The organism is Pedobacter frigoris, assembly GCF_005116445.1.
GTDB lineage: Bacteria > Bacteroidota > Bacteroidia > Sphingobacteriales > Sphingobacteriaceae > Pedobacter > Pedobacter frigoris.
Genome location: NZ_SWBQ01000004.1, coordinates 410422 through 432494, shown reverse-complemented (window position 1 = coordinate 432494; position 22073 = coordinate 410422). Strand labels below are relative to the sequence as shown.

Here is a 22073-nt window from a genome sequence, read left to right as displayed (position 1 = left end):
GGCTATTGTGTTAAAGCATACTGAACGAGATTTGCGCCCATTTTAAGCGCGTCTAATCTCTTCGGTTGAGTATCATCAGGATATGTGCCCTGGTCTTCCCATCCGTTACCCAGATCGCATTCAAATGTATAATAACAAACCATTCTTCCTTCCCACATCAATGCAAATCCCTGTGGCCGTTTACCATCATGCTCATGGATTTTAGGTAATCCGCCGGGAAACTTAAATTTTTGATTGTATAAAGCATGGTTTGCAGGCAACTCAACGAAAGTCAGTTCGGGGAAGACCTTCTTCATTTCCTTTCGTATGAATTTATCCAGACCGTAATTATCGTCGATATGCAAAAAGCCGCCTCCTATTAGATACTTCCTTAGATTACTGGCTTCTGTACTGCTAAATACAACATTTCCATGTCCTGTCAAATACACGAACGGATAATTGAATAACTCTGAACTGCCTACCTCGACAATTCCTTCCTGGCTCGCAAAATTGGTTTTAAGGTTTTTATTACAAAAATCAATGAGGTTTGGCAAAGCTGTTCTGTTTGCATACCAATCCCCGCCACCATTATACTTAAGCTTAGCCATTTTATAGGTCGGCACAGAAAAGCTGCAATTCAGCAACACCAATCCGGCCAACAGATATGTTTTAAATCTCATCTATTTAAATAATTCACTTCAAAACAAGCGGCTAACGCAGCTGTCTCTGTACGTAGTCGTGTATTACCTAAAGTTAATGGTTTATACCCATTCCCCAAAGCCAATTCTATTTCCGAAGGAGTAAAATCACCCTCAGGACCAATAAGCAAAGTATAATTTTGTCCTGCTGTAATAATTTCACTGATGTATTTCCTTGGCTCTCCGTCTATACAGTGAGCAATCATCTTGACGGAATCATTTTTGATCTTCAGGAAATCAGCAAAGTTAATTTGTGGATTTAATACGGGGTGGTAGGCTTGGAGTGACTGCTTAACCGCAGATGTTATCACTTTATTCAGCCTGTCTTCTTTTACTATCTTGCGCTCTGAACGGTCGCAGATCAATGGCGTTATCTCTTCAATACCTATTTCAGTTGCCTTTTCAAGAAACCACTCCAAACGGTCGATATTTTTAGTAGGTGCGACAGCAATATGAAGATGGTGGTTACGTTTATTATACTCAAATGCGGTTTCAATCACCTTAAGGGTTACGTTTCTCTTTGATTCATGGATGATCTCTGCAAGGTACATACCCCCACGGCCATCTATCAAATTGACTTGTGCTCCGATGCCCAACCTTAATACTTTCAGGCAATGCTTGCTTTCATCCTCATTTAAGACATACTCATTAGAATTGATGTCGGGTGTATAAAAGACATGCATGAGAGAAAGGATTAGTGATTATCGACCATATCACTTTTATTGATTACCAACTCAAGTTTTATGGTTTCTATATTCTGTTCTGTTTTCTTGAGGATGGTAAACAGATACCCGTAGCATTCTTCACTGTCGCCTACTTCCGGAATTTTCCCAAAAGCATGAGAAACAAGTCCACCTACAGTATCAAAATCTTCGTCTTCAGGCAAATCATGGGGCAGGTGCTCATTTACATCATAAACCGTAGCATAAGCATTGATTACAAACTCGGTATCAGAGATCTTTTCAACGGTCGGTTTCTCCTCGTCATACTCATCTTGAATTTCGCCAACAATCTCTTCTACGATGTCTTCTAATGTCACCATTCCGGCAGTTCCACCAAACTCATCAATTACAATAGCAATCTGGATGCGCTTTTGCTGAAGCTCGCTCAAAAGATCATTAATCTTCTTTGTTTCCGGAACGAAGTAAGGCTTACGAATAATGTCGCTCAACGACCATTCTTTGTTGCTTGCTAACAATGGCAGCACATCCTTTGCATGTATGATTCCGATGATTTTATCTATTACGTCGTCGTATACAGGCATGCGGGAATATCCTTCGGCAATGATCTTCTCTACCACTTCTGATTTTGATGTGCTTAATTCAATACCGGAAATTTTAGTTCGGGGAACCATGATGTTTTTAACGACCCGCTCATTAAAATCAAAAACATTTTTAATGAGTTCATGTTCATTATCTTCTAAAGCACCACTTTCTTTACCCTGATCCAGCAAGTATTGTAGTTCTTCGTTGCTGTGCAAAGATTCATGTCCACCTGCCGTATTAATTCCAAAAGGTTTTAAAATGACCGCGGCTAAACTATTCAAAGCCCAAATAAAGGGCTTTAGCACAACGTAAAAAATTTGTAGCGGAATAGAGATAAACAACGTAGTTGCAACCGGACGTTGTATCGCGAGGGATTTTGGAGCCAGCTCGCCAAATACGATGTGCATAATGGTAATGATCGAAAAGGCAACAATTGTCGATGCAGAATGTATAACAGCATCACTAACATTGAAGTTAAAACTATTAAACAAGTTCTGAAAAATGGTATGCATTACCCCTTCTCCAACCCAACCTAGCCCAAGAGATGCCAATGTAATCCCAAGTTGAGTGGCCGCTAAATATCCATCCAGATTGTGGACAATATTTTTAGCCATTTTACCAACTCTGCTGCCAGATTTAGCTTTAATTTCTATCTGCGAAGCACGAACCTTAACTATTGCAAATTCTGCCGCAACAAAAAAACCGTTTAAAAACACCAGAAATAACGCGAATAGCAGACGCCAGCCTACGGCATCTCCCTCAGTGCCGGGAGCAACCAATACAGTTGTTAATACCGATGGAGGAAGAAATGCAATAACGGACATACTGACGGGGTAAATCATTAAGTATTATTTCTAAATTTTTTATCATACAGTGCAATACTTTCCTGTATCACCTTGTGCGCATAACGAACGCCTAACAAATGTTCTATCGTTACTTTCTTTTCTTCTAAAGCTTTATAATCCTGGAAAAACTTTACAATTTCCTTCATGGTATGCGGCGGTAACTCTGCCAAGTCATTGATATAATTGACAGACATATCATTTTTTGCAACGGCAATGATCTTATCATCCTGCTCACCGTTATCCACCATATGCATTACCCCAATTACCTTTGCTTCAATAATTGAAAGCGGGTAAACATCTACAGAACATAAAACCAGAATATCCAATGGATCATTATCGTCGCAATAGGTTTGAGGAATAAATCCATAGTTAGCAGGATACATTACTGACGAAAAAAGTACCCTGTCCAGTTTAATTAAGTTAGAGTCTTTATCAATTTCGTATTTCGCTTTTGAACCTTTAGGGATTTCTATAATAGCATTAACAATTTCAGGTAAGTTTTCGCCAGGTGAAACGCTGTGCCATGGGTGATGATCGTATTTACTCATTCTTTATTCAATATTTGTTGTCTCTTCGTTATTGCTCTTAACTACCTTCTTCTTTAAAAACGCATATAGTAAAGGAAGTGATGTTACCACAATAAACCCTATAATTATGTATAATAAATAATCGTTAATTTCTTTTTCAAATCTTTTACCCAGAAAATAACCGAGCAAAGTTAATGAAGCTATCCATAATATTGCACCTGCAATGTTATATAATGCAAATCTCTTAAAATCTAATTTAACCACACCAGCAAAAATCGGTGCAAAAGTTCTTACTATTGGAACAAACCTGCCCATAATTAATGCAAATGCCCCTTGTTTGTTATAATATTCTTCAGCGGCCTTCAAATAACGCTTTTTAAAGAAGAAGGAGTCCTTTCTATCATACAGTACAGGCCCAGTCTTTCGTCCAAACCAATATCCTGTAAAATTACCTGAAATCGCAGAAACACACAAACCCAATATCAACACGTAAATGTTCACATCTAATTTGCCTGTTGCCACAAACATGCCCGCTAAAAATAAAAGGTAATCGCCTGGTAGAAAAAATCCAAAAAACAAGCCTGTTTCCGCAAAAATCACAAACATTACAACATAAAAACCACCTTCTTTAAGTAATTTTTCGGGGTCGATAAAATGCTGTAGTGAGTTCCAGAAATCTTGCATAGTTCAATTACTCGTAAAACTACTAATAATTATCTAGAGATAAGCTTATATCAAATTTAAAATTACTGCCGGATAAACTCCTAAAAACACGGTAATTATTACTGATAACACCAATACAACTTTATACTGAACGGGTGTATCAAGCTCGATTTCATTGCCTTCTTTGAAATACATAGCCACAATTACCTTAAAGTAATAGTAGAAGCCAACAAGTGCGTTTAAAATTGCAAATGCAACGAGGTAAACCTGATACTCTCCCATCACATTAAGGAACATCAGATATTTACCAATAAATCCGGCGGTTAGCGGAATCCCTGCCAATGAAAGCATGGCCACAGTAAGTATTAATGTCGTTAGTGGGTTTTTCTTCGCCAGACCGTTAAAGCTGTCAAAATGATCATTGCCAGTTTTCTGCTTTACTAAAATCAATACAGCGAAGGCTATAATGCTTGCAAAAGTATAGGCCGCAGCATATACCAAAACATTATTAGCCGAATTACCACTAAGTGTAACCAACGAGAATAGCAGATATCCTGCATGTGAGATACTTGAATAAGCAAGCATTCTCTTGAAGTTTTTCTGGAACAACGCGGTCACATTGCCTATAAATAGGGTAAGGCATACAATCACCATTAGTGGTGGAAGCCAGAAATCATGCAGAGGAGCAAATGTATCAGCAAATAGTCTAAGAAATGCTGCGAAACCAGCAGTTTTCACCACTGTCGACATGAATGATGTAATCAATGTCGGCGCTCCTTCATACACGTCTGGAGTCCAGAAATGAAAAGGTGCGGCACCAATTTTAAAGCTAAGACCTATTAATATTAAAATTACACCAGGATAAAACATTGGTGAAATGGTCTTAAAATTACCCACTAGATATTGGTTAATGACATCAAGATCAAAAGACCCTGTAGCCCCATAAATTAAGGTGATTCCAAATAATAAAAACCCGGTGGAGAATGCACCCATTAAGAAATACTTTAAAGATGCTTCATTAGACGCAAAATTACCCTTACGTATGCCTGCGAGAATATATAAACTCACAGACATGATCTCCAGTCCAATAAACAACATGGACATATTTTTATAGGATACCATAATCTCTATACCTGCCAGGGCAAACAAGATCAGCGTAAAATATTCCGCTATATTTTCACTGTTCTCCGCAAAATAATTCTGCGTAAGCAGGAATATAAAAATTGTTCCCACTATAGTAATCCCGGCAAAAGCCAATGCAAAATTATCCATTTGCATCATACCGTAATAGGTTTTGTTTGTATTCCACGAAGTAACAACAAACGCCAGAGAGGCAAGCAAACCAACCAGTGTGATTGGCAATAATGCTTTTTTTGCCTTAAACAAACCTGCATAAAGCACTACTAAGGCTGTAACAGCAATGGTTATAATGATATTCATTTGTTTAGTTTACCGAAGTTAATTTTTGTGTTACTTGTTCTATTAAATGTTGTACTGAAGCTTCTGACAACTGAAGAATTGGTTTTGGGTATACACCCAATACAATGATCAGCACACAGATGGTATACAAAACCACTTTTTCCGAACCTTTGATATCTGTAAATCCTATGGTTAGTTCGTTGGTCTTACCCAACATTACATTCTGATACATTCTAAGCATATATACCGCTCCGAATATAATCGTCAAACCAGCAAAGGCTGCTATCCATGCATTGTACTGATAAACTCCCATTAGCAAAAGAAACTCACCAATAAAACCATTTGTTCCAGGCAACGCCACAGTTCCGAAGACAATGATTAAAGAAACGATAGCGAGTATCGGAGCTTGTTTGGCGATACCACCCAATTCGCTGATCCTGTTGGTTTTTACTCTGTTGGAAATGATGTCCAATACAAAGAACAACCCGACTACGTTGATACCGTGGCTGAGCATTTGTACCATCGCGCCTTGCATCCCCTGCACATTCAATGCAAAGATACCTGCACTGATTAACCCCACGTGAGCTATAGACGAATAGGCTACCAATCTTTTTGCATCCTTTTGAGTAAAAGCAATGATAGAAGCATAGAGGATGCCAATCACAGAAAGAATAATTGCAAGATGCGCCCAGTCCTGAACCCCGGATGGTACAATTGGCAACAACCATCTGATCACACCATAAATACCCATCTTTAGCATAATGCCAGATAAAAGCATAGTTCCCACCGCGGGAGCTTCGGTATAAGTGTTTGGCTGCCAGGTGTGGAAAGGAAATATCGGCATCTTAATCGCAAACGCAATAAAGAAGGCCCAGAAAATCCAGCATTGCTGAGTGGAATCCAGGTTCAGGCTATAAAACGCCTGTATATCAAAATTGTGCGCTGGGTTTTGAAGGTATAAATAAATGATACCCATTAACATGAATAGTGAACCTGCAATGGTATACACAAAGAACTTCATGTTTACTTTAATACGATCCTTACCTCCCCATATTGCACAGATGAAGTAAATAGGGATTAAAGCGGCTTCCCATCCAATATAGAACAAGAAGGCATCAAGAGCAGTAAACACCAATAAAAGGCCACTTTGCATGAACAAGATCAACGCAAAAAACCCTTTAGGATTTTTATAATTATGCTGATAACCGGCAAGTATAATTAAAGGGATCAGCACATTGGTCAGTAATACCGTAATGATACTTATCCCATCGATACCAACATGGAAATTGATTCCTAATTCCTGAATCCATGGAAAATCAACCACAAATTGAGTACTTGCATTTGGAGAAAAATTACATACCAGGGCCAACGTCAATGCCAGAGAAACGATGGATGAAACTAATGCTACATGCTTAGCGGCATTGCCGGAAAAAGCGGTAACCAGTGCACCAACCAGTGGTAAGAATATAAGAAGTAGTAAAAGTTGTTCCATTATCTTTTCTTGAACGATCTTTTATAGAGATAAATAAGTATACAATAACAATGAGATGATTCCTACCACCATCATAAAAATATAAAACCCGACATTACCGGACTGTACCAATCGCAAGCCTTTACTCGCTTCCGACGTACCCCATCCAAGGCCGTTCACTATTCCATCTACAATTTTATTATCCACTACCTTATAGAAGAAGACTGAAATCGCATCAAGTGGCTTCCTGAAAAGCGTATCATAGATTTCATCAAAATAAAACTTATTGTAGGACAATTTGGCCAGAAATGATCTCTCTGCTTCATCCGGAGCAGGTATGTGATCTTTCTTAATGTATTTGGTATAAGCAAAAGCAATAGAGATCAATACACCAACGACAGAAACAGCCATTAATGCGTATTCAGTAGCATGATCTGGCGCTTCGCCAGCGTGTTGGATAACCGGCGACAACCAATGCGAAAGCCAGTGATTTCCCCCAAGTGTTTCCGGTATACCTATGATACCTCCAATGGCAGACAGAACCGCAAGTACAATCAAAGGCCAGGTCATGGTTTTTGGAGACTCGTGAATCTTCTCTTCTGCATGGTGGGTACCTCTGTATTTGCCATAAAAAGTTAAGAATAACATTCTAAACATATAAAATGCTGTCAGAAATGCGCCAAACACCGCAATACCCCACATGATCTTATCGTGCATATACACGTGGGCCAAAATCTCGTCTTTGGAGAAGAAACCTGAGAATGGTGGCAAACCTGCAATTGCAATTGTACCAATTAACATCGTCAGGAAAGTTACCGGCAATTTTTTACGTAAGCCGCCCATGTGTCTCATGTCTTGTTCATGGTGTAAAGCATGAATGACAGATCCTGCACATAAGAACAATAACGCTTTAAAGAATGCATGAGTGATTACATGGAAAAATGCACCATTGTAAGCACCAACACCTAAGCCTAAAAACATATATCCCAGTTGAGACACGGTAGAATAAGCCAGTACTTTTTTAATATCTGTTTGGGTTAGCGCAATAATAGCCGCTACAATTGCCGTAGCCAAACCAACAATCGCAATCACATGCTGAATCACCGGTGCCAGATCGAAGATCAGGTTAGACCTGGCAATCATATAGATACCTGCCGTCACCATCGTTGCAGCATGAATCAAAGCGGAAACTGGCGTTGGGCCAGCCATCGCATCAGGAAGCCAGGTAAACAGTGGCAACTGAGCCGATTTACCACAGGCGCCAATAAATAACAATAATGCAATTAAAGCAATTGTACCATCACCCGGCAGCATGGCTGCTGCCTGAGGGAATATTTTTGAGAACTCAACGCTTCCGAAAGTAGTGAAGATAAAGAACACACCCAGAAGAAATCCTAAATCCCCTATTCTGTTCATCACAAAGGCTTTTTTTGCCGCAGATGCATAGCTGCTGTTCGTATACCAAAATCCGATCAATAAATAGGAACAAAGACCAACACCTTCCCAGCCAATAAACATCACAATATAGTTGGATCCCAATACCAGCAGCAGCATGAAAAAGATAAATAGGTTCAGGTAACTGAAAAACTTACCAAAACCTTCATCTTCATGCATATATCCTATTGAATAGATATGGATCAAAAAGCCGACTCCCGTTACGATAAGCAGCATAATTGCGCTCAGAGGATCTACCAGAAATGATAAAGGGATATGCAATGAACCCGCACTGATCCAGTCAAAAAGGAATACCTCATGAGTTTTTACAGGACTTGATGCAAGTTCGGCAAAAATGCCTATACTGATCGCAAACGAAATGAATATCACACTGCTTCCAATAAAACCAATGAGGTTTTTAGATAATGTGTTTCTTCCCAATCCATTGATTATAAAACCAATTAGTGGAATTAACGGAACCAGCCAAACTAAATCTATTATCATCTTATAACTTATTCTTAATAACTACCACTTAAGGCGATTCAACACATTAATATCTACTGATTGTGTATTCCTGTAAACCATTACAATAATACTTAAGCCCACTGCAACTTCTGCGGCAGCCAAAGCCATAATGAAAAATACAAATACTTGCCCTGAAGGATCATTGCTGTGTACTGAGAATGCAGTCAGCAATAAGTTAACAGCATTCAGCATGAGTTCGACAGACATGAAAATAACGATCGCATTTCTACGTGTCAATACACCTATAACGCCTATGGTGAAAATAATAGCACTTAACCAAATGTAATGGTTAAGCGGAACACCCTGTAATTGTTGAGTCATGTTTTCCACTATACTTTTTCTTTTTTAGTTAACAATACCGCACCAACCATTGCAGAAAGCAATAGTATTGACGACAGTTCAAACGGCAACATATAAGGTCCAAATAGTTCCTTTCCAAGATTTTTCAGTAGACCCAGGTTTGGATTTCTTAAAATAACAGGATCTGAAATTGCCGTTGCCTTTAAAGATCCTACCAGCGTTACTACCAGGCAACATCCCGCAATCACACCTACGATCTTCACCATGTTAGATTTCAAAGGTTCATTGTCCTTATTTAAGTTCAATAGCATGAGCACAAAGAGGAACAAAACCATAATTGCCCCCATGTAAACAATGAAGTTTACAACAGCAAGGAACTGAGCATTCAAAAGAATATAATGAACCGTAAAGGTAAAAAATGTAACAATCAGGTAAAGGACGCTATGCACCGGGTTTTTTGAAAAAATAACCATCAGTGAGAAAATCACGCTTAATGTTGCTACAAAATAGAATACTGATGTACCCATTATCTATGTTAATTTATTGTCTATTTATTATCTAATGGCTGTTCTACCAGCTTGTCTTTACCATAAATGAAGTCCTTACGCAGGTAATCTGAAGGCACTATCGGACCGTCAAGATAAATGGCCTCTTTAGGACAAGCTTCCTCACATAAACCGCAGAAAATGCAACGTAACATGTTGATTTCATATACAGATGCATATTTTTCCTCACGGTACAGCGCTTTCTCTTCCGGCTTGCGCTCAGCAGCAATCATCGTGATCGCCTCAGCAGGGCATGATAAAGCACAAAGTCCGCATGCAGTACAACGTTCTCTTCCTTCCTCATCTCTTTTTAAAGAGTGCATGCCCCTAAAATTTGTAGAGAACTCTCTTTCTACCTCAGGATACCTGATTGTAGCCTCTTTTTTAAATAAATGGCTTATGGTAACAGACAATCCCTTTACTATCGCAGGAAGATACATACGTTCTCCAAACGTTAGTGGCTTTTGTTCTAATACTTTCTTTTTACTGGTTAATGGTTCCATTAAACCTCCTTATATTATCCGCAATTGCGGCAGTTAAAACTTCTCAATTATTGCAATCACAATACCTGTGATAATGATATTCGCTATAGCCAGAGGGATCAATCCTTTCCAGCCCAAATGCATCAACTGGTCATAGCGGAAACGAGGAATTGTCCAGCGTACCCACATGAAGAAAAATATAAATGCAAATATTTTAACAAAGAAAATGAATGTGCCAAACAGCGGAGCCCATGTCGGCCCAAGCCATACAGCCATAGTATCCATCCCCGGATAATTGTATCCTCCAAAGTATAATGTGGCCATTACCGCAGAAGAAACAAACATATTGATGTATTCCGCAAACAGGTAAAAGCCGAGTTTCATCGAAGAATACTCAGTATGGTATCCACCGATCAACTCAGTTTCACACTCAGGTAAATCAAATGGCGCCCTGTTGGTCTCGGCAAAAGAGCAGATCAGAAAAATCAGAAAGCCAAGGGGCTGATACAATACATTCCAGCGCCACCCGTGCTGCTGATCTACAATTTCCTTTAGACTCATGGTATTCGTTACCAGCAATAAGGCAATGATGGATAATCCCATTGCGATCTCATAACTGATATTCTGAGAGGCCGCACGAATTGCACTCAGCAAAGAATATTTATTGTTGGAAGCCCAACCACCAATCATTACACCATATACACCAAGAGAAACTACCCCAAAAATGTATAAAATACCGACGTTGATATCCGTAACCTGCAAAGGAATTACCCGGTCGCCAATCGTAATGTCACTTCCCCATGGGATTACCGCCGTACCAATACAGGCGGTTAGCATGGCCAGACCAGGCCCTACCATGAACAACCATTTACTCGCATTAGAAGGAACAATTTCTTCCTTCATAAACATCTTTACTCCATCAGCAAGTGGTTGAAGAATTCCAAAAGGCCCTGCTCTGTCCGGTCCAAGTCTGTCCTGTAAAAAGGCAGCGACCTTTCGCTCTGCATAGGTAGAATACATCGCTATCAATAAACTGATCGCAAAAATGATGGTTACCAGCACAAATTTTTCTATAACAAAAGCTAAGTCCATTAGAATTTAGTGGTTTTTTCTAGTTCAACCTTATTTGCTTGCTGTAATTGTGGATTATCCTGAATTACAGGCAGGGGTTTTAAAGTCTCATAATGATTTGAAGCAATTACTGAAGCATCACTAATATGTGTAGGGTGCTCAATAGTCCAGTCAGCTGTTTTTTTCTTATCAAAACGACAGGTATTACAGATGAATTCTTCTACTTCTCCATAAACGTCCTTACGGGCGGTTACACGTAAAACATCTTCACCCTTATACCACAAAGTCACTTTACCACTGCAGGTAGGGCAGTCTCTGTGTGCATCAATTGGCTTGGTAAACCAAACTCTATTTTTAAACCTGAATGTTTTGTCTGTTAGCGCGCCAACCGGACAAACATCAATCACATTACCAGAAAAATCATTGTCAACCGCGGTCTGGATATAAGTAGAAATCTCTGAATGATCTCCCCTGTTTAATATGCCGTGAACGCGTTTATTTGTGATCTGATCAGCCGTAAATACACAACGATAGCATAAAATACACCTGTTCATGTGCAACTGGATCTTATCTCCTATATCGATACGTTCGAAAGTTCTGCGCTCAAATTCATACCTGGTTTTCTGCAACCCATGCTCATAGCCCAGATTCTGAAGGTCACATTCTCCTGCCTGATCACAAACAGGGCAATCTAATGGGTGGTTGATCAACAGCATCTCTACAACCCCGCTTCTCGCTTCAATCACCTCTGGAGAGGTGATATTTAACACTTCCATCCCATCCATGACCGTAGTACGGCAGGACGCTACCAGTTTAGGCATCGGACGAGGATCTTTTTCAGAACCTTTACTTACCTTAACAATGCATGTACGGCATTTTCCGCCGCTACCTTCTAATTTTGAATAATAACACATTGCAGGAGGTACAATATCCCCACCTATCTGCCTTGCAGCATTCAAGATAGTTGTACCGGGTGCTACTTCTACTGTTATTCCGTCTATGGTTACCTTAACTGTATCACTCATGATTGTTAATTTCCTGTCGTAACTTCTGCTTTAGCAATCGGTTCAGCATAATTAGCCAAACCATAATTTGTATCTAGAGATTTAACTGGCTCATTTACATGCCACTCAAATTCATCTCTGAAATGTCTGATGGCACTCGCAACCGGCCAGGCCGCTGCATCACCTAACGGACAAATCGTATTTCCTTCTATTTTCTTCGAAACGTCTACTAAAAGATCAATGTCACTCATCTTTCCATGTCCGTATTCTATTCTATGCAACACTTTCTCCATCCATCCTGTACCCTCTCTGCAAGGCGAACATTGTCCGCAACTCTCGTGATGATAAAAGCGTGAAAAATTCCAGGTGTTTCTTACAATGCACTGATCTTCATCAAACGCAATGAAACCTCCTGATCCCATCATCGTACCGGTAGCGAAACCACCTTCTGATAAAGACTCATAGCTCATCAGTCTTGGCTCGCCATTCGCAAGTTTTAAAGTCAGGTTCGCTGGTAAAATAGGAACTGAAGATCCTCCCGCCACCGTAGCTTTCAGTCTTTTTCCATTTGCGATACCGCCACACCATTCATCAGAATAAATAAATTCTTCAACCGGTAATCCCAATTCAATTTCATACACTCCCGGTCGCACTAAATTACCTGAAGCAGAGATCAGCTTGGTACCTGTACTACGTCCGATTCCAATCTTCGCATACTCATCTCCTCCGTCATTAACGATAGGGACAACAGCAGCAATAGATTCAACGTTATTGACTACAGTAGGACAACCGTATAAACCCGCAATTGCCGGGAATGGAGGTTTTATTCTTGGATTCCCTCTTTTTCCTTCTAAAGATTCTAATAATGCCGTTTCTTCCCCGCAGATATAAGCACCGCCTCCTGGCTGAACATAAAGCTCAAGGTCATAACCTGAACCTAATATATTTTTACCTAAAAATCCGGCATTCTTAGCTTCTGCAATTGCCCTTTCCAGTATCCTGATCTGAGGCATCATCTCTCCTCTTACATAGATGTAAGAGGTGTTCGCTCCCAATGCAAAACTTGAAACAATCATTCCTTCAATTAATGCATGGGGAATGTGGGTCATCAAATAACGGTCTTTAAAAGTACCCGGTTCAGATTCATCAGCATTACACACCAGATAACGGGGAACACCCTCTGGTTTTGCTAAAAAGCTCCATTTCATCCCTGTCGGGAATCCCGCACCACCACGCCCGCGTAGTCCTGACTTTTTCACCTCTTCCACCACTTCATCAGGGGTCAGGGTTTTTAAAGCCTTTTCTACTGCACGATATCCGCCTTTCTGGCGATAAACATCAAGGGTATTGATGCCGGGTACGTTTATGTGTTCTAATAATAGTTTACGAGCCATTATTTCTTGCGTAAATCTTCTATCAATGCGTCAACCTTTTGTTCATCAAGGTTTTCGTAAAATGTATATTCAGGGCCAATCTGCAATACAGGACCATATCCGCAGGCAGCCAGACACTCTACGCCTCTCCAGCTAAATAAGCCGTCTGGTGTCACTTCGCCTTCCTTCACACCCAGTCTGTCTTCAATATGGTTCATTAGCTTTTCAGCACCAACAAGGCAGCATGGCCCTGTTCTGCATACTTCCAACATATACTTACCCTGAGGTCTTAAGAAGTACATCGTATAAAATGACGCTACTTCATATACCTCGATAGGCTGGATGTCAAGACGTGCGGCAACTTTATCCATTGCAACTGTACTTAACCATCCAAGTTCTGCCTGCACTTCATGCAGCATTGGCAATAAAGCAGATTTCTGTTTACCCTGTGGGTATCTGCCAATTATCTCACCAAACTTTTCTATCAAAGCCGGCGAAAACTCTACAGGTTGTTGTTCTTCTACTTTAAGCATCTAATTCTCCTGCAATAATATTCATGCTACTCATATTGATAATGGCATCTGACAACAGCATGCCTTTACTCATAGGAGCAAACATCTGATAATTAATAAAACTAGGTCTTCTGAAATGCAAACGATAAGGGGTACGCCCTCCATCATTGATCAGATAAAAACCAAGCTCTCCGTTTCCACCCTCTACAGAATGATAAACTTCAGCTTTAGGGGCATCAATTTCACCCATCACAATTTTAAAGTGATAGATCAAAGCCTCCATATTGTTATATACTTCTTCTTTAGCCGGCAAATAGAATTCAGGAACATCGGCATGGAAAATACCTGCAGGTTCACTTTTGATCTTTTCCAAAGCCTGCTCAATCAACCTCAAACTCTGCCACATCTCTTCATTTCTTACAAGATAGCGGTCATAAATGTCTCCGCTGGTCCCAACCGGCACCTCAAAATCAAAATCTTCATATGAAGAATATGGGTCACTCACGCGCACATCATAATCTACACCAGCAGAACGAAGTAAAGGCCCTGTCCAGCCATAATCCAATGCCTGCTCAGCGGACACTGTCGCTACTTTAGCCGTACGGTCAATGAATATGCGGTTCCTGTTCAGTAAACTTTCAAATTCTCTTAATGCAACAGGGAACTCTTTCAGAAATTTATTGATTTTAGCAAAGGCGATGTCATTGAAATCTCTTTCAAATCCTCCTATTCTACCAATATTGGTAGTCAGCCTTGCGCCACATACTTCTTCGAAGATTTCATAAATGTGTTCTCTGAACTGAAACAAGTAAAGGAAGGTGGTTGTAGCGCCGGTATCCTGTGCAATAATGGTATTACAGATGATATGATCTGAAATACGTGAAAGCTCCATCACCATTACCCTCAGGTAATCAACCCTTTTTGGAGTCTTAATATTTAATAATTTCTCTACTGTCATGTGCCATCCCATATTATTGATTGGCGACGAGCAGTAATTCAATCTGTCTGTTAAAGGCGTAATCTGATAAAACGGCCTGTGTTCAGCGATTTTCTCAAAAGCACGGTGAATATATCCAATAGTCGATACACCACTAACGATGCGCTCTCCGTCCAATTGAATTACATTCTGAAAAACACCATGTGTAGCAGGGTGTGTTGGACCTAAGTTTAAGGTTACCAACTCATTCTGCGGATCATTATCTGTATATACTGGCTGATTGTTCATGGGTTATTATCTACCAAAGTATTCGTCTTTTTTATCTACTCTATTTGGATCTTCCAAAGGATACTGCTTCAGCATTGGATGTACACCCAAATCATCCATATTCAGGATTCTTCTCAGGTCCGGATGTCCTTCAAACTTTACTCCAAACAAATCGTAAGTTTCTCTCTCCATCCAGTTTGCCGAATTCCATAAAACAGTTGCTGTTGGAATATCCGGATGATGCTCATCAATAAACACCTTTACACGCACCCTTACCCTGCTTACCATACTATGCAAATGATAAACCACGGCAATACCATGTTTCTTTTCAGGATAGTGAACTGCAGTAATGTCTGTTAGAAAATTAAAATCTGCTAAACCGTTTTGCTTTAAAAAACCAAGGACATCAATAATTACATCTGTTGTAGTCTCAAACGTAAGCAAACCATACGGTTCATTAACTCCCATGATCTTTCCGCCAAACTTCTCAGTCAGCAGTTGGATCAGTTGTTCATTTGTTACTTCTGCCATTACAATATTCCGTATGAAGCCAACATTTCTTTATACTGATCAGAATCTCTTCTTCTTCCCGATTCGTTTCTAACCAGCTCCTGTATCTTGCCAAAACCATCTAAAATCGCTTCCGGTCTTGGAGGACATCCAGGCACATAAACATCCACAGGAATGATCTCATCAATACCCTGCAATACGGAATAGGTATCAAAAATACCTCCGCTTGATGCACATGCGCCAACAGCCATCACCCAGCGTGGTTCAGCCATTTGTAAATAAACCTGTTTTAAAACCGGGGCCATCTTTTTTGCGATAGTACCCATTACCATTAACAAATCAGCCTGACGGGGAGAAAAACTAAGGCGTTCAGACCCAAAACGACCAAAATCGTAATGAGAACCCATGGTCGCCATAAATTCAATCCCACAACAAGAAGTTGCAAATGGTAAAGGCCATAACGAGTGGGATCTTGCCAAACCGATAACCTTATCCAGGGAGGTTGCAAAAAAACCAGATCCTTCTATGCCTGGGGGCGCGTCTACTATATTGATGTTACTCATGATACAAAACGAAAAAGGCTCATTCCTGTAAAGAATGAACCACAAATCTACAATTTTTTAAAGCAAATCGCTCTGAGAGACCGCATTTAGAACCGATCTAAATAGCTTAATCCCAGTCCAGCGCTTTCTTCTTTATTACATAAATAAAGCCTAATAATAACGTTCCCATAAAGATGAACATCTCTACCATACCAGCCATTCCCAACTCTCTGAAGTTAACTGCCCAAGGGTACATAAAAATCACCTCTACATCAAACAATACAAATAGTATTGCTACGAGAAAATACTTAATCGAAAATGGCTGACGGGCGTTCCCAACCACCTTAACTCCAGCTTCGAAAGTCGACAATTTATCTGCAGTCTTTCTTCTCGGGCCTAAATAGTGAGTTATGATTAAAGTACCCACAACAAAGCCTAGGGCTACAACTACTTGAAATATTATAGGTAGAAAATCTACAGGTGCACTTTGCGTTTCCATTAGCATGATAATTATGGGACAAAAATAAAAGAAAAAGGCAGGATAACAACCCTGCCTTTTTCTTTTATTAGAATTTTATTACTTTTTCTTAGGCTGTGCCTTAGGTGCCGGGGCAGTCAATGACTTAATTCCTTCTAATGCAATCGCATTAGCTGGTTCTAAAGCTAATGTTTTGTCCCAAAATAACTTTGCTTTTGCCTTATCCTCTTTATAAGCGGCAAAACCGGCAATTTGATTATAGGCTTCTACCATATTTCTCTTCATCACTGCACTTTGATCTGTTTTAGTTTCCACAGTATCAAGATATTGCTGATAGAATGGTAATTTCAACCCTGTTGGTTCTTTTTCATTATCCAGATAGTCGTTGATCCTTGCTCTATACATCAACGCATCAACAGTACTTGGAGAAGTTTTTAATAAGTTTGCTAACGCGGCATCTCCCTTTTTCAATACTTCTTTTGAAGGATTAGTCTTAGCTGCATATCCTTTTGCATAATAGATATAAGACGCTACGCCCTGGTAAAACAAATTATATAGAGAACCTTTACCATTTGGGTTAAAACGGTTGGCGATCTCATAAGTAGAAACTGCCTTTTCATAATTCTTAGCATCGTAGTAAGATTTCGCAAGATCTGCTAAAACTACTGCTTTAGAAGAATCTTTTTGAAGTGCTTTCGTTACATTGATAATACCCAAACTATCTTGCTGATTTTTCAATTGAGCCTGTCCCAGGTACAAATAATCTTCAGGAATAACACGAGCAGTATCTTTAACCTTAGCAAAAAAGTCATTCATGAACTGAAGTGATTGAGGATAGTTTCCGTTCTCATATGCAGAGTAACCACGTAACCTCAAAACGATTAGATTTTTAGGATCGTTAGGATTCATTGTAGCTATTGCACTCGTTTCTTCTTCAAGAGTTTTATAATCCTTAGCATAGAACAAGATCTGCGCATACCTTAACCTCGACTCATAAGACTTATCAGTCAGGTCAAGATATTTCTTATAATTTGTAATCGCTTCTGCATTTTTTGCTGCTGCATTTGCCGGCTCAAAATCAGCCCACTGTCTGTATAGCTCAGCCAACTCACGGTAAGCAGGTCCATAATTAGGATCAGCCGTAACTACTGCTTTCAACTCCGTTTCCGAATCCGGAAATGCCCTTGACTCTTTATACATTTTACCAATCTGAACCGTAGCTCTATGCAGGCCGGCATTGATACTCAAAGCCCTCATATAAGCTGATAAAGCTTCAGAATTTTTTCTTTGCAAGGCATAGTAATCACCTAATGCAAGGAAAGTTTCCGCATCTTTATCCTGAGCATCGATCTCATCTGCTTTCTGTAAATTAGGCAATGCTGATTCGAAATCAGGTTTATCAATAGCTAAGTAAGCCTTGCCAACATATAAATTTGGAGTATGGTCTTTACGTGAAGCCATCTCAAGTGCCTTAGTAAAATTTGTCTTTGCTGATGCAGCATTGTTGTCCATTAAGTCCGCATGTCCCAACCCTACGTAATTCAAAGCATATTTAGTATCCGCAGTGATACCTTGATTAAAGGCAGCTCTCGCAGAATCAATATAATCCCTTTTTAAATAAACTTCACCTAAATAATAGTAATTATCTCCCTTTTTAGATTGAGACTGTACTAATGATTTAAGCATTGTTGTCGCTTTTTGGTACTGTTCGGCATCTATAGCCTTCTTCGCATCATCTAAACTCTGAGCAAAAGAGGCAGAACCCATCACTACTAAACCTAAACTTAAGGTTATTGCTTTCTTTGTCATTTTCATTGGTTCTTCTGTTTTAATTTTAATAACGAAGCTTGTTAAGCCGGCTTCATTGGTTGTTTTAAATTAATTTTATTGTCTATATAGCTGCTCGCAGCTTACATGGTTCTTTACTACTTTTTAAATATAAACTTACAGATATGATGTACGTTAGAAACATACCTGATGGTTTCATTTCCCAAATATAAAATTTACTTTGAATTCTTCAAGTTAAATTCCCTTGGCATTACCTGGTGAGGCCCCAATCCAGACCTAAGTACGATCAGCTGACCGCGTTGCCCCATTAACCAATTTGCAAAACCCGTGCCTAAACCATCCCTGCCCTCACAGTTAATGATATAAACATTCCTCAAAAACGGATAAATTCCATCCATCAAGTTCTTTTGCGTCGGTTTATAGAAAGTAGCGTCCTTAGTTTTTCCCTCCAGGTTCTTTACCCCAAGCATTTTTACTTTTGCAATATAATCAGACATTTTGACATTTTCAGCAATTAACCAATTAACACCAACAACGCCAATAAAATTCTTGTTTTCTGCAACATACTTTATAACGTCATTATTGCTCTCTAAAGTATAAACACCCTTTTTTGGCAATTCATTTGTCTGGGCCAGATCTTTAAAATAACGTATGGTACTTGAGTAAGCATTGTCAAAAACAAGGCTACGACTATCTGTCGACGTCCCTTTGAAAATATCAACTACCTGATCAGCTGTAATATTTGAATCTAAGTTGTCCTTATTCGTTATCAATGCAATCCCATCAATAGCAAACCTGGAAGTTCTGGGTATAATCCCTCTTTTACGATATCCTTTTTCTTCATCAGGCTTCAGTACCCTTGATAAAATAATGACACCCATTGAGTCTCTCAAGAAGTCAGGGACGATCTTATTTTCATTGCCTGTTACCACTGTAAAATGCGCATCCGGATAATCAGAATTAAAAACTTCGATCTGATCTGCAATAATAGTTGAAAAAGACTCATCTACCATTATTTTAGCAGTACCTGAAGTACGTGTTTGGATAACTTTACCCTTTTTGCTTCCGTCTTTACAGGACACAAACAACAGAACAAGAAATATAAAACTTAAATTCTTCATTTTAATCAGCTTTTTGCTTATTTACTCTGGCAAACCGGATTGCGGCGTAAACAATTAACAATACCCCAAGTGCGATGCGATAGCTTCTTTCTAATGTCACTGGCATATCTTTCCAGGCGATCAAAGTAATACCTAATACCAGGTAAAAAGCAAACATGACCAGGCCTAAAATAAGCAGAAATCGCTGTTGAGGCGATTTCTGCTTAAATGTTTTCAAATCAAACATATATTATTGTGATAAGGTAAAGCTGATTGGGATGTTGTATTTCACACGAACCTTTTTACCATTTTGAATACCAGGAATCCATTTAATACTGTTCCTTAGCACCCTCATTGCTTCTTCATCTGTTCCTCCACCAAGCTTTCTGTCTACCTTAATATCAGTCAGTGAACCATCTTTCTCTACTACGAAAGACAACAACACCTTACCCTGAATATTAGCATCCTGAGCCATTTGAGGATATTTTACAGTTTTCTGAACATAAGCGTAAAACTTCTCAATACCTCCTGGGTATTCAGGGTTTTTCTCCAGACTCGTAAAGTCATAAACTTTAGTGTCTTCAACTACTGCTGCCTGCTTAGGACCGTCCCCAGCTGCTGTAGTAATCACAATATCTGCATCAGGATCACCTGCAATAGTCTTCTGACCTGGGTCAGCTTTTTTCAAATCTTCAATGGTTACAGGCTCTTCATCCCTTACCAACTCATCCGGCTTTACTACCGGAGGAGGAAATTTAACCTGATCCTGTTTTGGAGGAGGTGGTTGAACCGGCGGCGGTGGCGGCGTTTCAGGATTCACGGGTGGCGGTGGTTGCATAATAACCTCCACTTGCTTCACCTCTTCCTCCACGGGCGCTGCACCTTTAAACAGGTCAACAATCTTAGGGGATAGAAACAACAGGACAAATGCTGTTGATGCTATTAGCAATGATTTAGTTGTATTTGAAGCACTTTTCTGACGCAGCTCATAAGCTCCGTAGCTTTTGTTCTTGTTTGCAAATACAACATCAAGCCAATCCCTTTTTAATAAATCTATTTTAGAACCTAACATAGCTTAATATTTTATACTAATTTTTTATAATATCCCCGCATTTTTCATGAAATCCTTTTCGCCATCAAGAATATACTTATCATCAATAGCAGGTGCCGTTTTGATGTCAGTGATATGTAATTCATCCATAATGTCTACGAAGTTCTTATAAGTTGCTCCATCTGTAGGTTTAATCACAACAACCAGTAGTCTTCCTTTAGATTTATACAAGTCATTCTTATTTTTCAATATAGACTTTCTAATTTCTGTATAGCTCTCTATAGTAGGTTGTGCGGTCTTCGCTTCTCCCATATACCAGGCTACTTTATTCTTTTTACCCAATAAAATAGTCATAGTCTCTGATGCACGGAGCTCCAATTTCACGTCGTTTTCCTCATCATCCGGCTTTGCAATATCCATTGCTATCGGCTTCGATAGGGAGGTAGTCAGCATAAAGAAAGTGATTAGCAAGAACGCTAAATCCACCATCGCCGTTAAATCGACTTTAGTATTTGCTTTCTTACTTCTTACCTTACCGCCTTTTTTTCCTCCCCCGCTGGAGGTATCTAATTCTGCCATAATTTTATCTTATTTACCGCCTTCGGCTGATGTAATTAAACTAAACTTGTTCATTTTTTGTTTCTGAAGAACGTCCGTGATTTTCTTAATCGTTGGATATTCTTCTTCCGCATTACCTTTAATACTGATACGTAAAGGCTCATTGTGCAATTCAGCTACGGCATTACGGGTTTCCAAAATCCAGTTATCCAATTCACTGGTACCTGTAGTATCAGCCTGAATCCCGGGAGTTTGTTCCGCGTATTTTTCACGCTGGTCAGAACTCATCATGATGAATCTTTTCAGATCACCTATAGGAGCACCAAATGCACCTAAAACACTGAAACGCTTTCTTTCCTCGGATGTGAATTTAATTCCGTATTTCTCGCCCATTTTATCAAGTGTAGCCCCTTTGATATCATTACCTATGATTTCATAAAAAAGCTTACCTTTTCCGATCGATAGAATCACCAAATCCTTATCCGGAACCTTAATCTTGTAGGTCGAGGCGGGAATGCTGATATCTAAAGGATCAGGCTGACGCGCTGTTGCTGTTAATATAAAGAAAGTCAGTAGCAGGAAGGATACGTCGCACATGGCAGTCATATCAATCGAAGTACTCTTTCTTTGGACCTTTGCTCTTGGCATAATTTTAAAAATTATTTATTCTTTTTACTAATGATGTTAATTCTTCCGGTTTTCCATAAAGCCGGTAAAAAAAAATACATT

Annotated in this window: 25 protein-coding genes; all 25 read right to left on the bottom strand. The window is 39.5% G+C overall.

What is annotated here, in order from left to right; all coding sequences use genetic code 11:
• Nucleotides 1-2: 2 nt before the first annotated feature.
• Nucleotides 3-659 (bottom strand): DUF4159 domain-containing protein, encoded by a 657-nt coding sequence (locus FA047_RS15620; RefSeq protein ID WP_136837006.1) that lies wholly within the window; start codon nt 657-659, stop codon nt 3-5.
• On the bottom strand, nt 656-1360 hold the full coding sequence (locus tag FA047_RS15615; RefSeq protein WP_136837005.1) for a 16S rRNA (uracil(1498)-N(3))-methyltransferase: 705 nt from the start codon (nt 1358-1360) through the stop codon (nt 656-658). Before FA047_RS15615 ends, FA047_RS15620 begins: the two co-directional genes overlap by 4 nt.
• 11 nt (nt 1361-1371) lie before the next feature.
• Nucleotides 1372-2766 (bottom strand): hemolysin family protein, encoded by a 1395-nt coding sequence (locus FA047_RS15610; protein WP_136837004.1) that lies wholly within the window; start codon nt 2764-2766, stop codon nt 1372-1374.
• A 17-nt stretch (nt 2767-2783) separates the two neighbouring features.
• Entirely contained in the window at nt 2784-3335 is a 552-nt protein-coding gene (locus FA047_RS15605) for an inorganic diphosphatase (RefSeq protein ID WP_136837003.1), read from the bottom strand.
• A gap of 3 nt (nt 3336-3338) precedes the next feature.
• Entirely contained in the window at nt 3339-3998 is a 660-nt protein-coding gene (locus tag FA047_RS15600; RefSeq protein WP_136837002.1) for a DedA family protein, read from the bottom strand.
• Nucleotides 3999-4043: 45 nt separating this feature from the next.
• A complete protein-coding gene (locus FA047_RS15595) occupies nt 4044-5417 on the bottom strand; it encodes an NADH-quinone oxidoreductase subunit N (protein WP_136837001.1) in 1374 nt (457 codons plus the stop codon).
• Nucleotides 5418-5421: 4 nt separating this feature from the next.
• Nucleotides 5422-6888 (bottom strand): complex I subunit 4 family protein, encoded by a 1467-nt coding sequence (locus FA047_RS15590; protein WP_136837000.1) that lies wholly within the window; start codon nt 6886-6888, stop codon nt 5422-5424.
• Nucleotides 6889-6909: 21 nt separating this feature from the next.
• Nucleotides 6910-8802: an NADH-quinone oxidoreductase subunit L gene (gene nuoL, locus FA047_RS15585; protein WP_136837121.1), complete on the bottom strand. Its 1893-nt coding sequence runs from the start codon at nt 8800-8802 to the stop codon at nt 6910-6912.
• 24 nt (nt 8803-8826) lie between these two features.
• A complete protein-coding gene (gene nuoK, locus FA047_RS15580) occupies nt 8827-9147 on the bottom strand; it encodes an NADH-quinone oxidoreductase subunit NuoK (protein ID WP_394347590.1) in 321 nt (106 codons plus the stop codon).
• An 8-nt stretch (nt 9148-9155) separates the two neighbouring features.
• Nucleotides 9156-9653 carry an NADH-quinone oxidoreductase subunit J family protein gene (locus FA047_RS15575; RefSeq protein WP_136836998.1) on the bottom strand — a complete coding sequence of 166 codons (498 nt, stop codon included), beginning with the start codon at nt 9651-9653 and terminating at the stop codon, nt 9156-9158.
• Between the two features lie 20 nt (nt 9654-9673).
• On the bottom strand, nt 9674-10174 hold the full coding sequence (locus FA047_RS15570) for a NuoI/complex I 23 kDa subunit family protein (RefSeq protein ID WP_136836997.1): 501 nt from the start codon (nt 10172-10174) through the stop codon (nt 9674-9676).
• 33 nt (nt 10175-10207) lie between these two features.
• On the bottom strand, nt 10208-11245 hold the full coding sequence (gene nuoH, locus FA047_RS15565; protein WP_136836996.1) for an NADH-quinone oxidoreductase subunit NuoH: 1038 nt from the start codon (nt 11243-11245) through the stop codon (nt 10208-10210).
• Nucleotides 11245-12249: a 2Fe-2S iron-sulfur cluster-binding protein gene (locus FA047_RS15560; protein WP_136836995.1), complete on the bottom strand. Its 1005-nt coding sequence runs from the start codon at nt 12247-12249 to the stop codon at nt 11245-11247. Before FA047_RS15560 ends, nuoH begins: the two co-directional genes overlap by 1 nt.
• Before the next feature lie 5 nt (nt 12250-12254).
• Nucleotides 12255-13622, bottom strand: coding sequence for an NADH-quinone oxidoreductase subunit NuoF (gene nuoF / locus FA047_RS15555; RefSeq protein WP_136836994.1), 1368 nt, complete (start codon nt 13620-13622; stop codon nt 12255-12257).
• Nucleotides 13622-14134, bottom strand: coding sequence for an NADH-quinone oxidoreductase subunit NuoE family protein (locus FA047_RS15550; protein WP_136836993.1), 513 nt, complete (start codon nt 14132-14134; stop codon nt 13622-13624). Before FA047_RS15550 ends, nuoF begins: the two co-directional genes overlap by 1 nt.
• Entirely contained in the window at nt 14127-15338 is a 1212-nt protein-coding gene (locus FA047_RS15545) for an NADH-quinone oxidoreductase subunit D (protein ID WP_136836992.1), read from the bottom strand. Before FA047_RS15545 ends, FA047_RS15550 begins: the two co-directional genes overlap by 8 nt.
• A gap of 6 nt (nt 15339-15344) precedes the next feature.
• Nucleotides 15345-15848: an NADH-quinone oxidoreductase subunit C gene (locus tag FA047_RS15540; RefSeq protein WP_136836991.1), complete on the bottom strand. Its 504-nt coding sequence runs from the start codon at nt 15846-15848 to the stop codon at nt 15345-15347.
• Nucleotides 15848-16390: an NADH-quinone oxidoreductase subunit B gene (locus FA047_RS15535; protein ID WP_136836990.1), complete on the bottom strand. Its 543-nt coding sequence runs from the start codon at nt 16388-16390 to the stop codon at nt 15848-15850. Before FA047_RS15535 ends, FA047_RS15540 begins: the two co-directional genes overlap by 1 nt.
• 106 nt (nt 16391-16496) lie before the next feature.
• Nucleotides 16497-16868 (bottom strand): NADH-quinone oxidoreductase subunit A, encoded by a 372-nt coding sequence (locus FA047_RS15530; RefSeq protein WP_136836989.1) that lies wholly within the window; start codon nt 16866-16868, stop codon nt 16497-16499.
• 78 nt (nt 16869-16946) lie between these two features.
• Complete coding sequence (locus tag FA047_RS15525) at nt 16947-18662, bottom strand: tetratricopeptide repeat protein (RefSeq protein ID WP_136836988.1); 1716 nt, start codon at nt 18660-18662, stop codon at nt 16947-16949.
• A gap of 188 nt (nt 18663-18850) precedes the next feature.
• Nucleotides 18851-19756 carry a PstS family phosphate ABC transporter substrate-binding protein gene (locus FA047_RS15520; protein WP_136836987.1) on the bottom strand — a complete coding sequence of 302 codons (906 nt, stop codon included), beginning with the start codon at nt 19754-19756 and terminating at the stop codon, nt 18851-18853.
• A gap of 1 nt (nt 19757) precedes the next feature.
• The gene (locus FA047_RS15515) at nt 19758-19982 is read right to left on the bottom strand and encodes a hypothetical protein (protein WP_136836986.1); all 225 of its coding nucleotides are present in this window, start codon (nt 19980-19982) and stop codon (nt 19758-19760) included.
• A 3-nt stretch (nt 19983-19985) separates the two neighbouring features.
• Complete coding sequence (locus tag FA047_RS15510) at nt 19986-20807, bottom strand: energy transducer TonB (RefSeq protein ID WP_136836985.1); 822 nt, start codon at nt 20805-20807, stop codon at nt 19986-19988.
• Nucleotides 20808-20831: 24 nt separating this feature from the next.
• Nucleotides 20832-21365 (bottom strand): ExbD/TolR family protein, encoded by a 534-nt coding sequence (locus FA047_RS15505; RefSeq protein WP_136836984.1) that lies wholly within the window; start codon nt 21363-21365, stop codon nt 20832-20834.
• 9 nt (nt 21366-21374) lie between these two features.
• Nucleotides 21375-21992: an ExbD/TolR family protein gene (locus tag FA047_RS15500; RefSeq protein WP_136836983.1), complete on the bottom strand. Its 618-nt coding sequence runs from the start codon at nt 21990-21992 to the stop codon at nt 21375-21377.
• Nucleotides 21993-22073: the final 81 nt, after the last annotated feature.

Excerpts from the sequence above, each read along its gene's own strand:
- FA047_RS15620 (WP_136837006.1), bottom strand. The coding sequence starts at position 659 with ATGAGATTTAAAACATATCTGTTGGCCGGATTGGTGTTGCTGAATTGC.
- FA047_RS15615 (WP_136837005.1), bottom strand. The coding sequence starts at position 1,360 with ATGCATGTCTTTTATACACCCGACATCAATTCTAATGAGTATGTCTTA.
- FA047_RS15610 (WP_136837004.1), bottom strand. The coding sequence starts at position 2,766 with ATGTCCGTTATTGCATTTCTTCCTCCATCGGTATTAACAACTGTATTG.
- FA047_RS15605 (WP_136837003.1), bottom strand. The coding sequence starts at position 3,335 with ATGAGTAAATACGATCATCACCCATGGCACAGCGTTTCACCTGGCGAA.
- FA047_RS15600 (WP_136837002.1), bottom strand. The coding sequence starts at position 3,998 with ATGCAAGATTTCTGGAACTCACTACAGCATTTTATCGACCCCGAAAAA.
- FA047_RS15595 (WP_136837001.1), bottom strand. The coding sequence starts at position 5,417 with ATGAATATCATTATAACCATTGCTGTTACAGCCTTAGTAGTGCTTTAT.
- FA047_RS15590 (WP_136837000.1), bottom strand. The coding sequence starts at position 6,888 with ATGGAACAACTTTTACTACTTCTTATATTCTTACCACTGGTTGGTGCA.
- nuoK (WP_394347590.1), bottom strand. The coding sequence starts at position 9,147 with ATGACTCAACAATTACAGGGTGTTCCGCTTAACCATTACATTTGGTTA.
- FA047_RS15575 (WP_136836998.1), bottom strand. The coding sequence starts at position 9,653 with ATGGGTACATCAGTATTCTATTTTGTAGCAACATTAAGCGTGATTTTC.
- FA047_RS15570 (WP_136836997.1), bottom strand. The coding sequence starts at position 10,174 with ATGGAACCATTAACCAGTAAAAAGAAAGTATTAGAACAAAAGCCACTA.
- nuoH (WP_136836996.1), bottom strand. The coding sequence starts at position 11,245 with ATGGACTTAGCTTTTGTTATAGAAAAATTTGTGCTGGTAACCATCATT.
- FA047_RS15560 (WP_136836995.1), bottom strand. The coding sequence starts at position 12,249 with ATGAGTGATACAGTTAAGGTAACCATAGACGGAATAACAGTAGAAGTA.
- nuoF (WP_136836994.1), bottom strand. The coding sequence starts at position 13,622 with ATGGCTCGTAAACTATTATTAGAACACATAAACGTACCCGGCATCAAT.
- FA047_RS15550 (WP_136836993.1), bottom strand. The coding sequence starts at position 14,134 with ATGCTTAAAGTAGAAGAACAACAACCTGTAGAGTTTTCGCCGGCTTTG.
- FA047_RS15545 (WP_136836992.1), bottom strand. The coding sequence starts at position 15,338 with ATGAACAATCAGCCAGTATATACAGATAATGATCCGCAGAATGAGTTG.
- FA047_RS15540 (WP_136836991.1), bottom strand. The coding sequence starts at position 15,848 with ATGGCAGAAGTAACAAATGAACAACTGATCCAACTGCTGACTGAGAAG.
- FA047_RS15535 (WP_136836990.1), bottom strand. The coding sequence starts at position 16,390 with ATGAGTAACATCAATATAGTAGACGCGCCCCCAGGCATAGAAGGATCT.
- FA047_RS15530 (WP_136836989.1), bottom strand. The coding sequence starts at position 16,868 with ATGGAAACGCAAAGTGCACCTGTAGATTTTCTACCTATAATATTTCAA.
- FA047_RS15525 (WP_136836988.1), bottom strand. The coding sequence starts at position 18,662 with ATGAAAATGACAAAGAAAGCAATAACCTTAAGTTTAGGTTTAGTAGTG.
- FA047_RS15520 (WP_136836987.1), bottom strand. The coding sequence starts at position 19,756 with ATGAAGAATTTAAGTTTTATATTTCTTGTTCTGTTGTTTGTGTCCTGT.
- FA047_RS15515 (WP_136836986.1), bottom strand. The coding sequence starts at position 19,982 with ATGTTTGATTTGAAAACATTTAAGCAGAAATCGCCTCAACAGCGATTT.
- FA047_RS15510 (WP_136836985.1), bottom strand. The coding sequence starts at position 20,807 with ATGTTAGGTTCTAAAATAGATTTATTAAAAAGGGATTGGCTTGATGTT.
- FA047_RS15505 (WP_136836984.1), bottom strand. The coding sequence starts at position 21,365 with ATGGCAGAATTAGATACCTCCAGCGGGGGAGGAAAAAAAGGCGGTAAG.
- FA047_RS15500 (WP_136836983.1), bottom strand. The coding sequence starts at position 21,992 with ATGCCAAGAGCAAAGGTCCAAAGAAAGAGTACTTCGATTGATATGACT.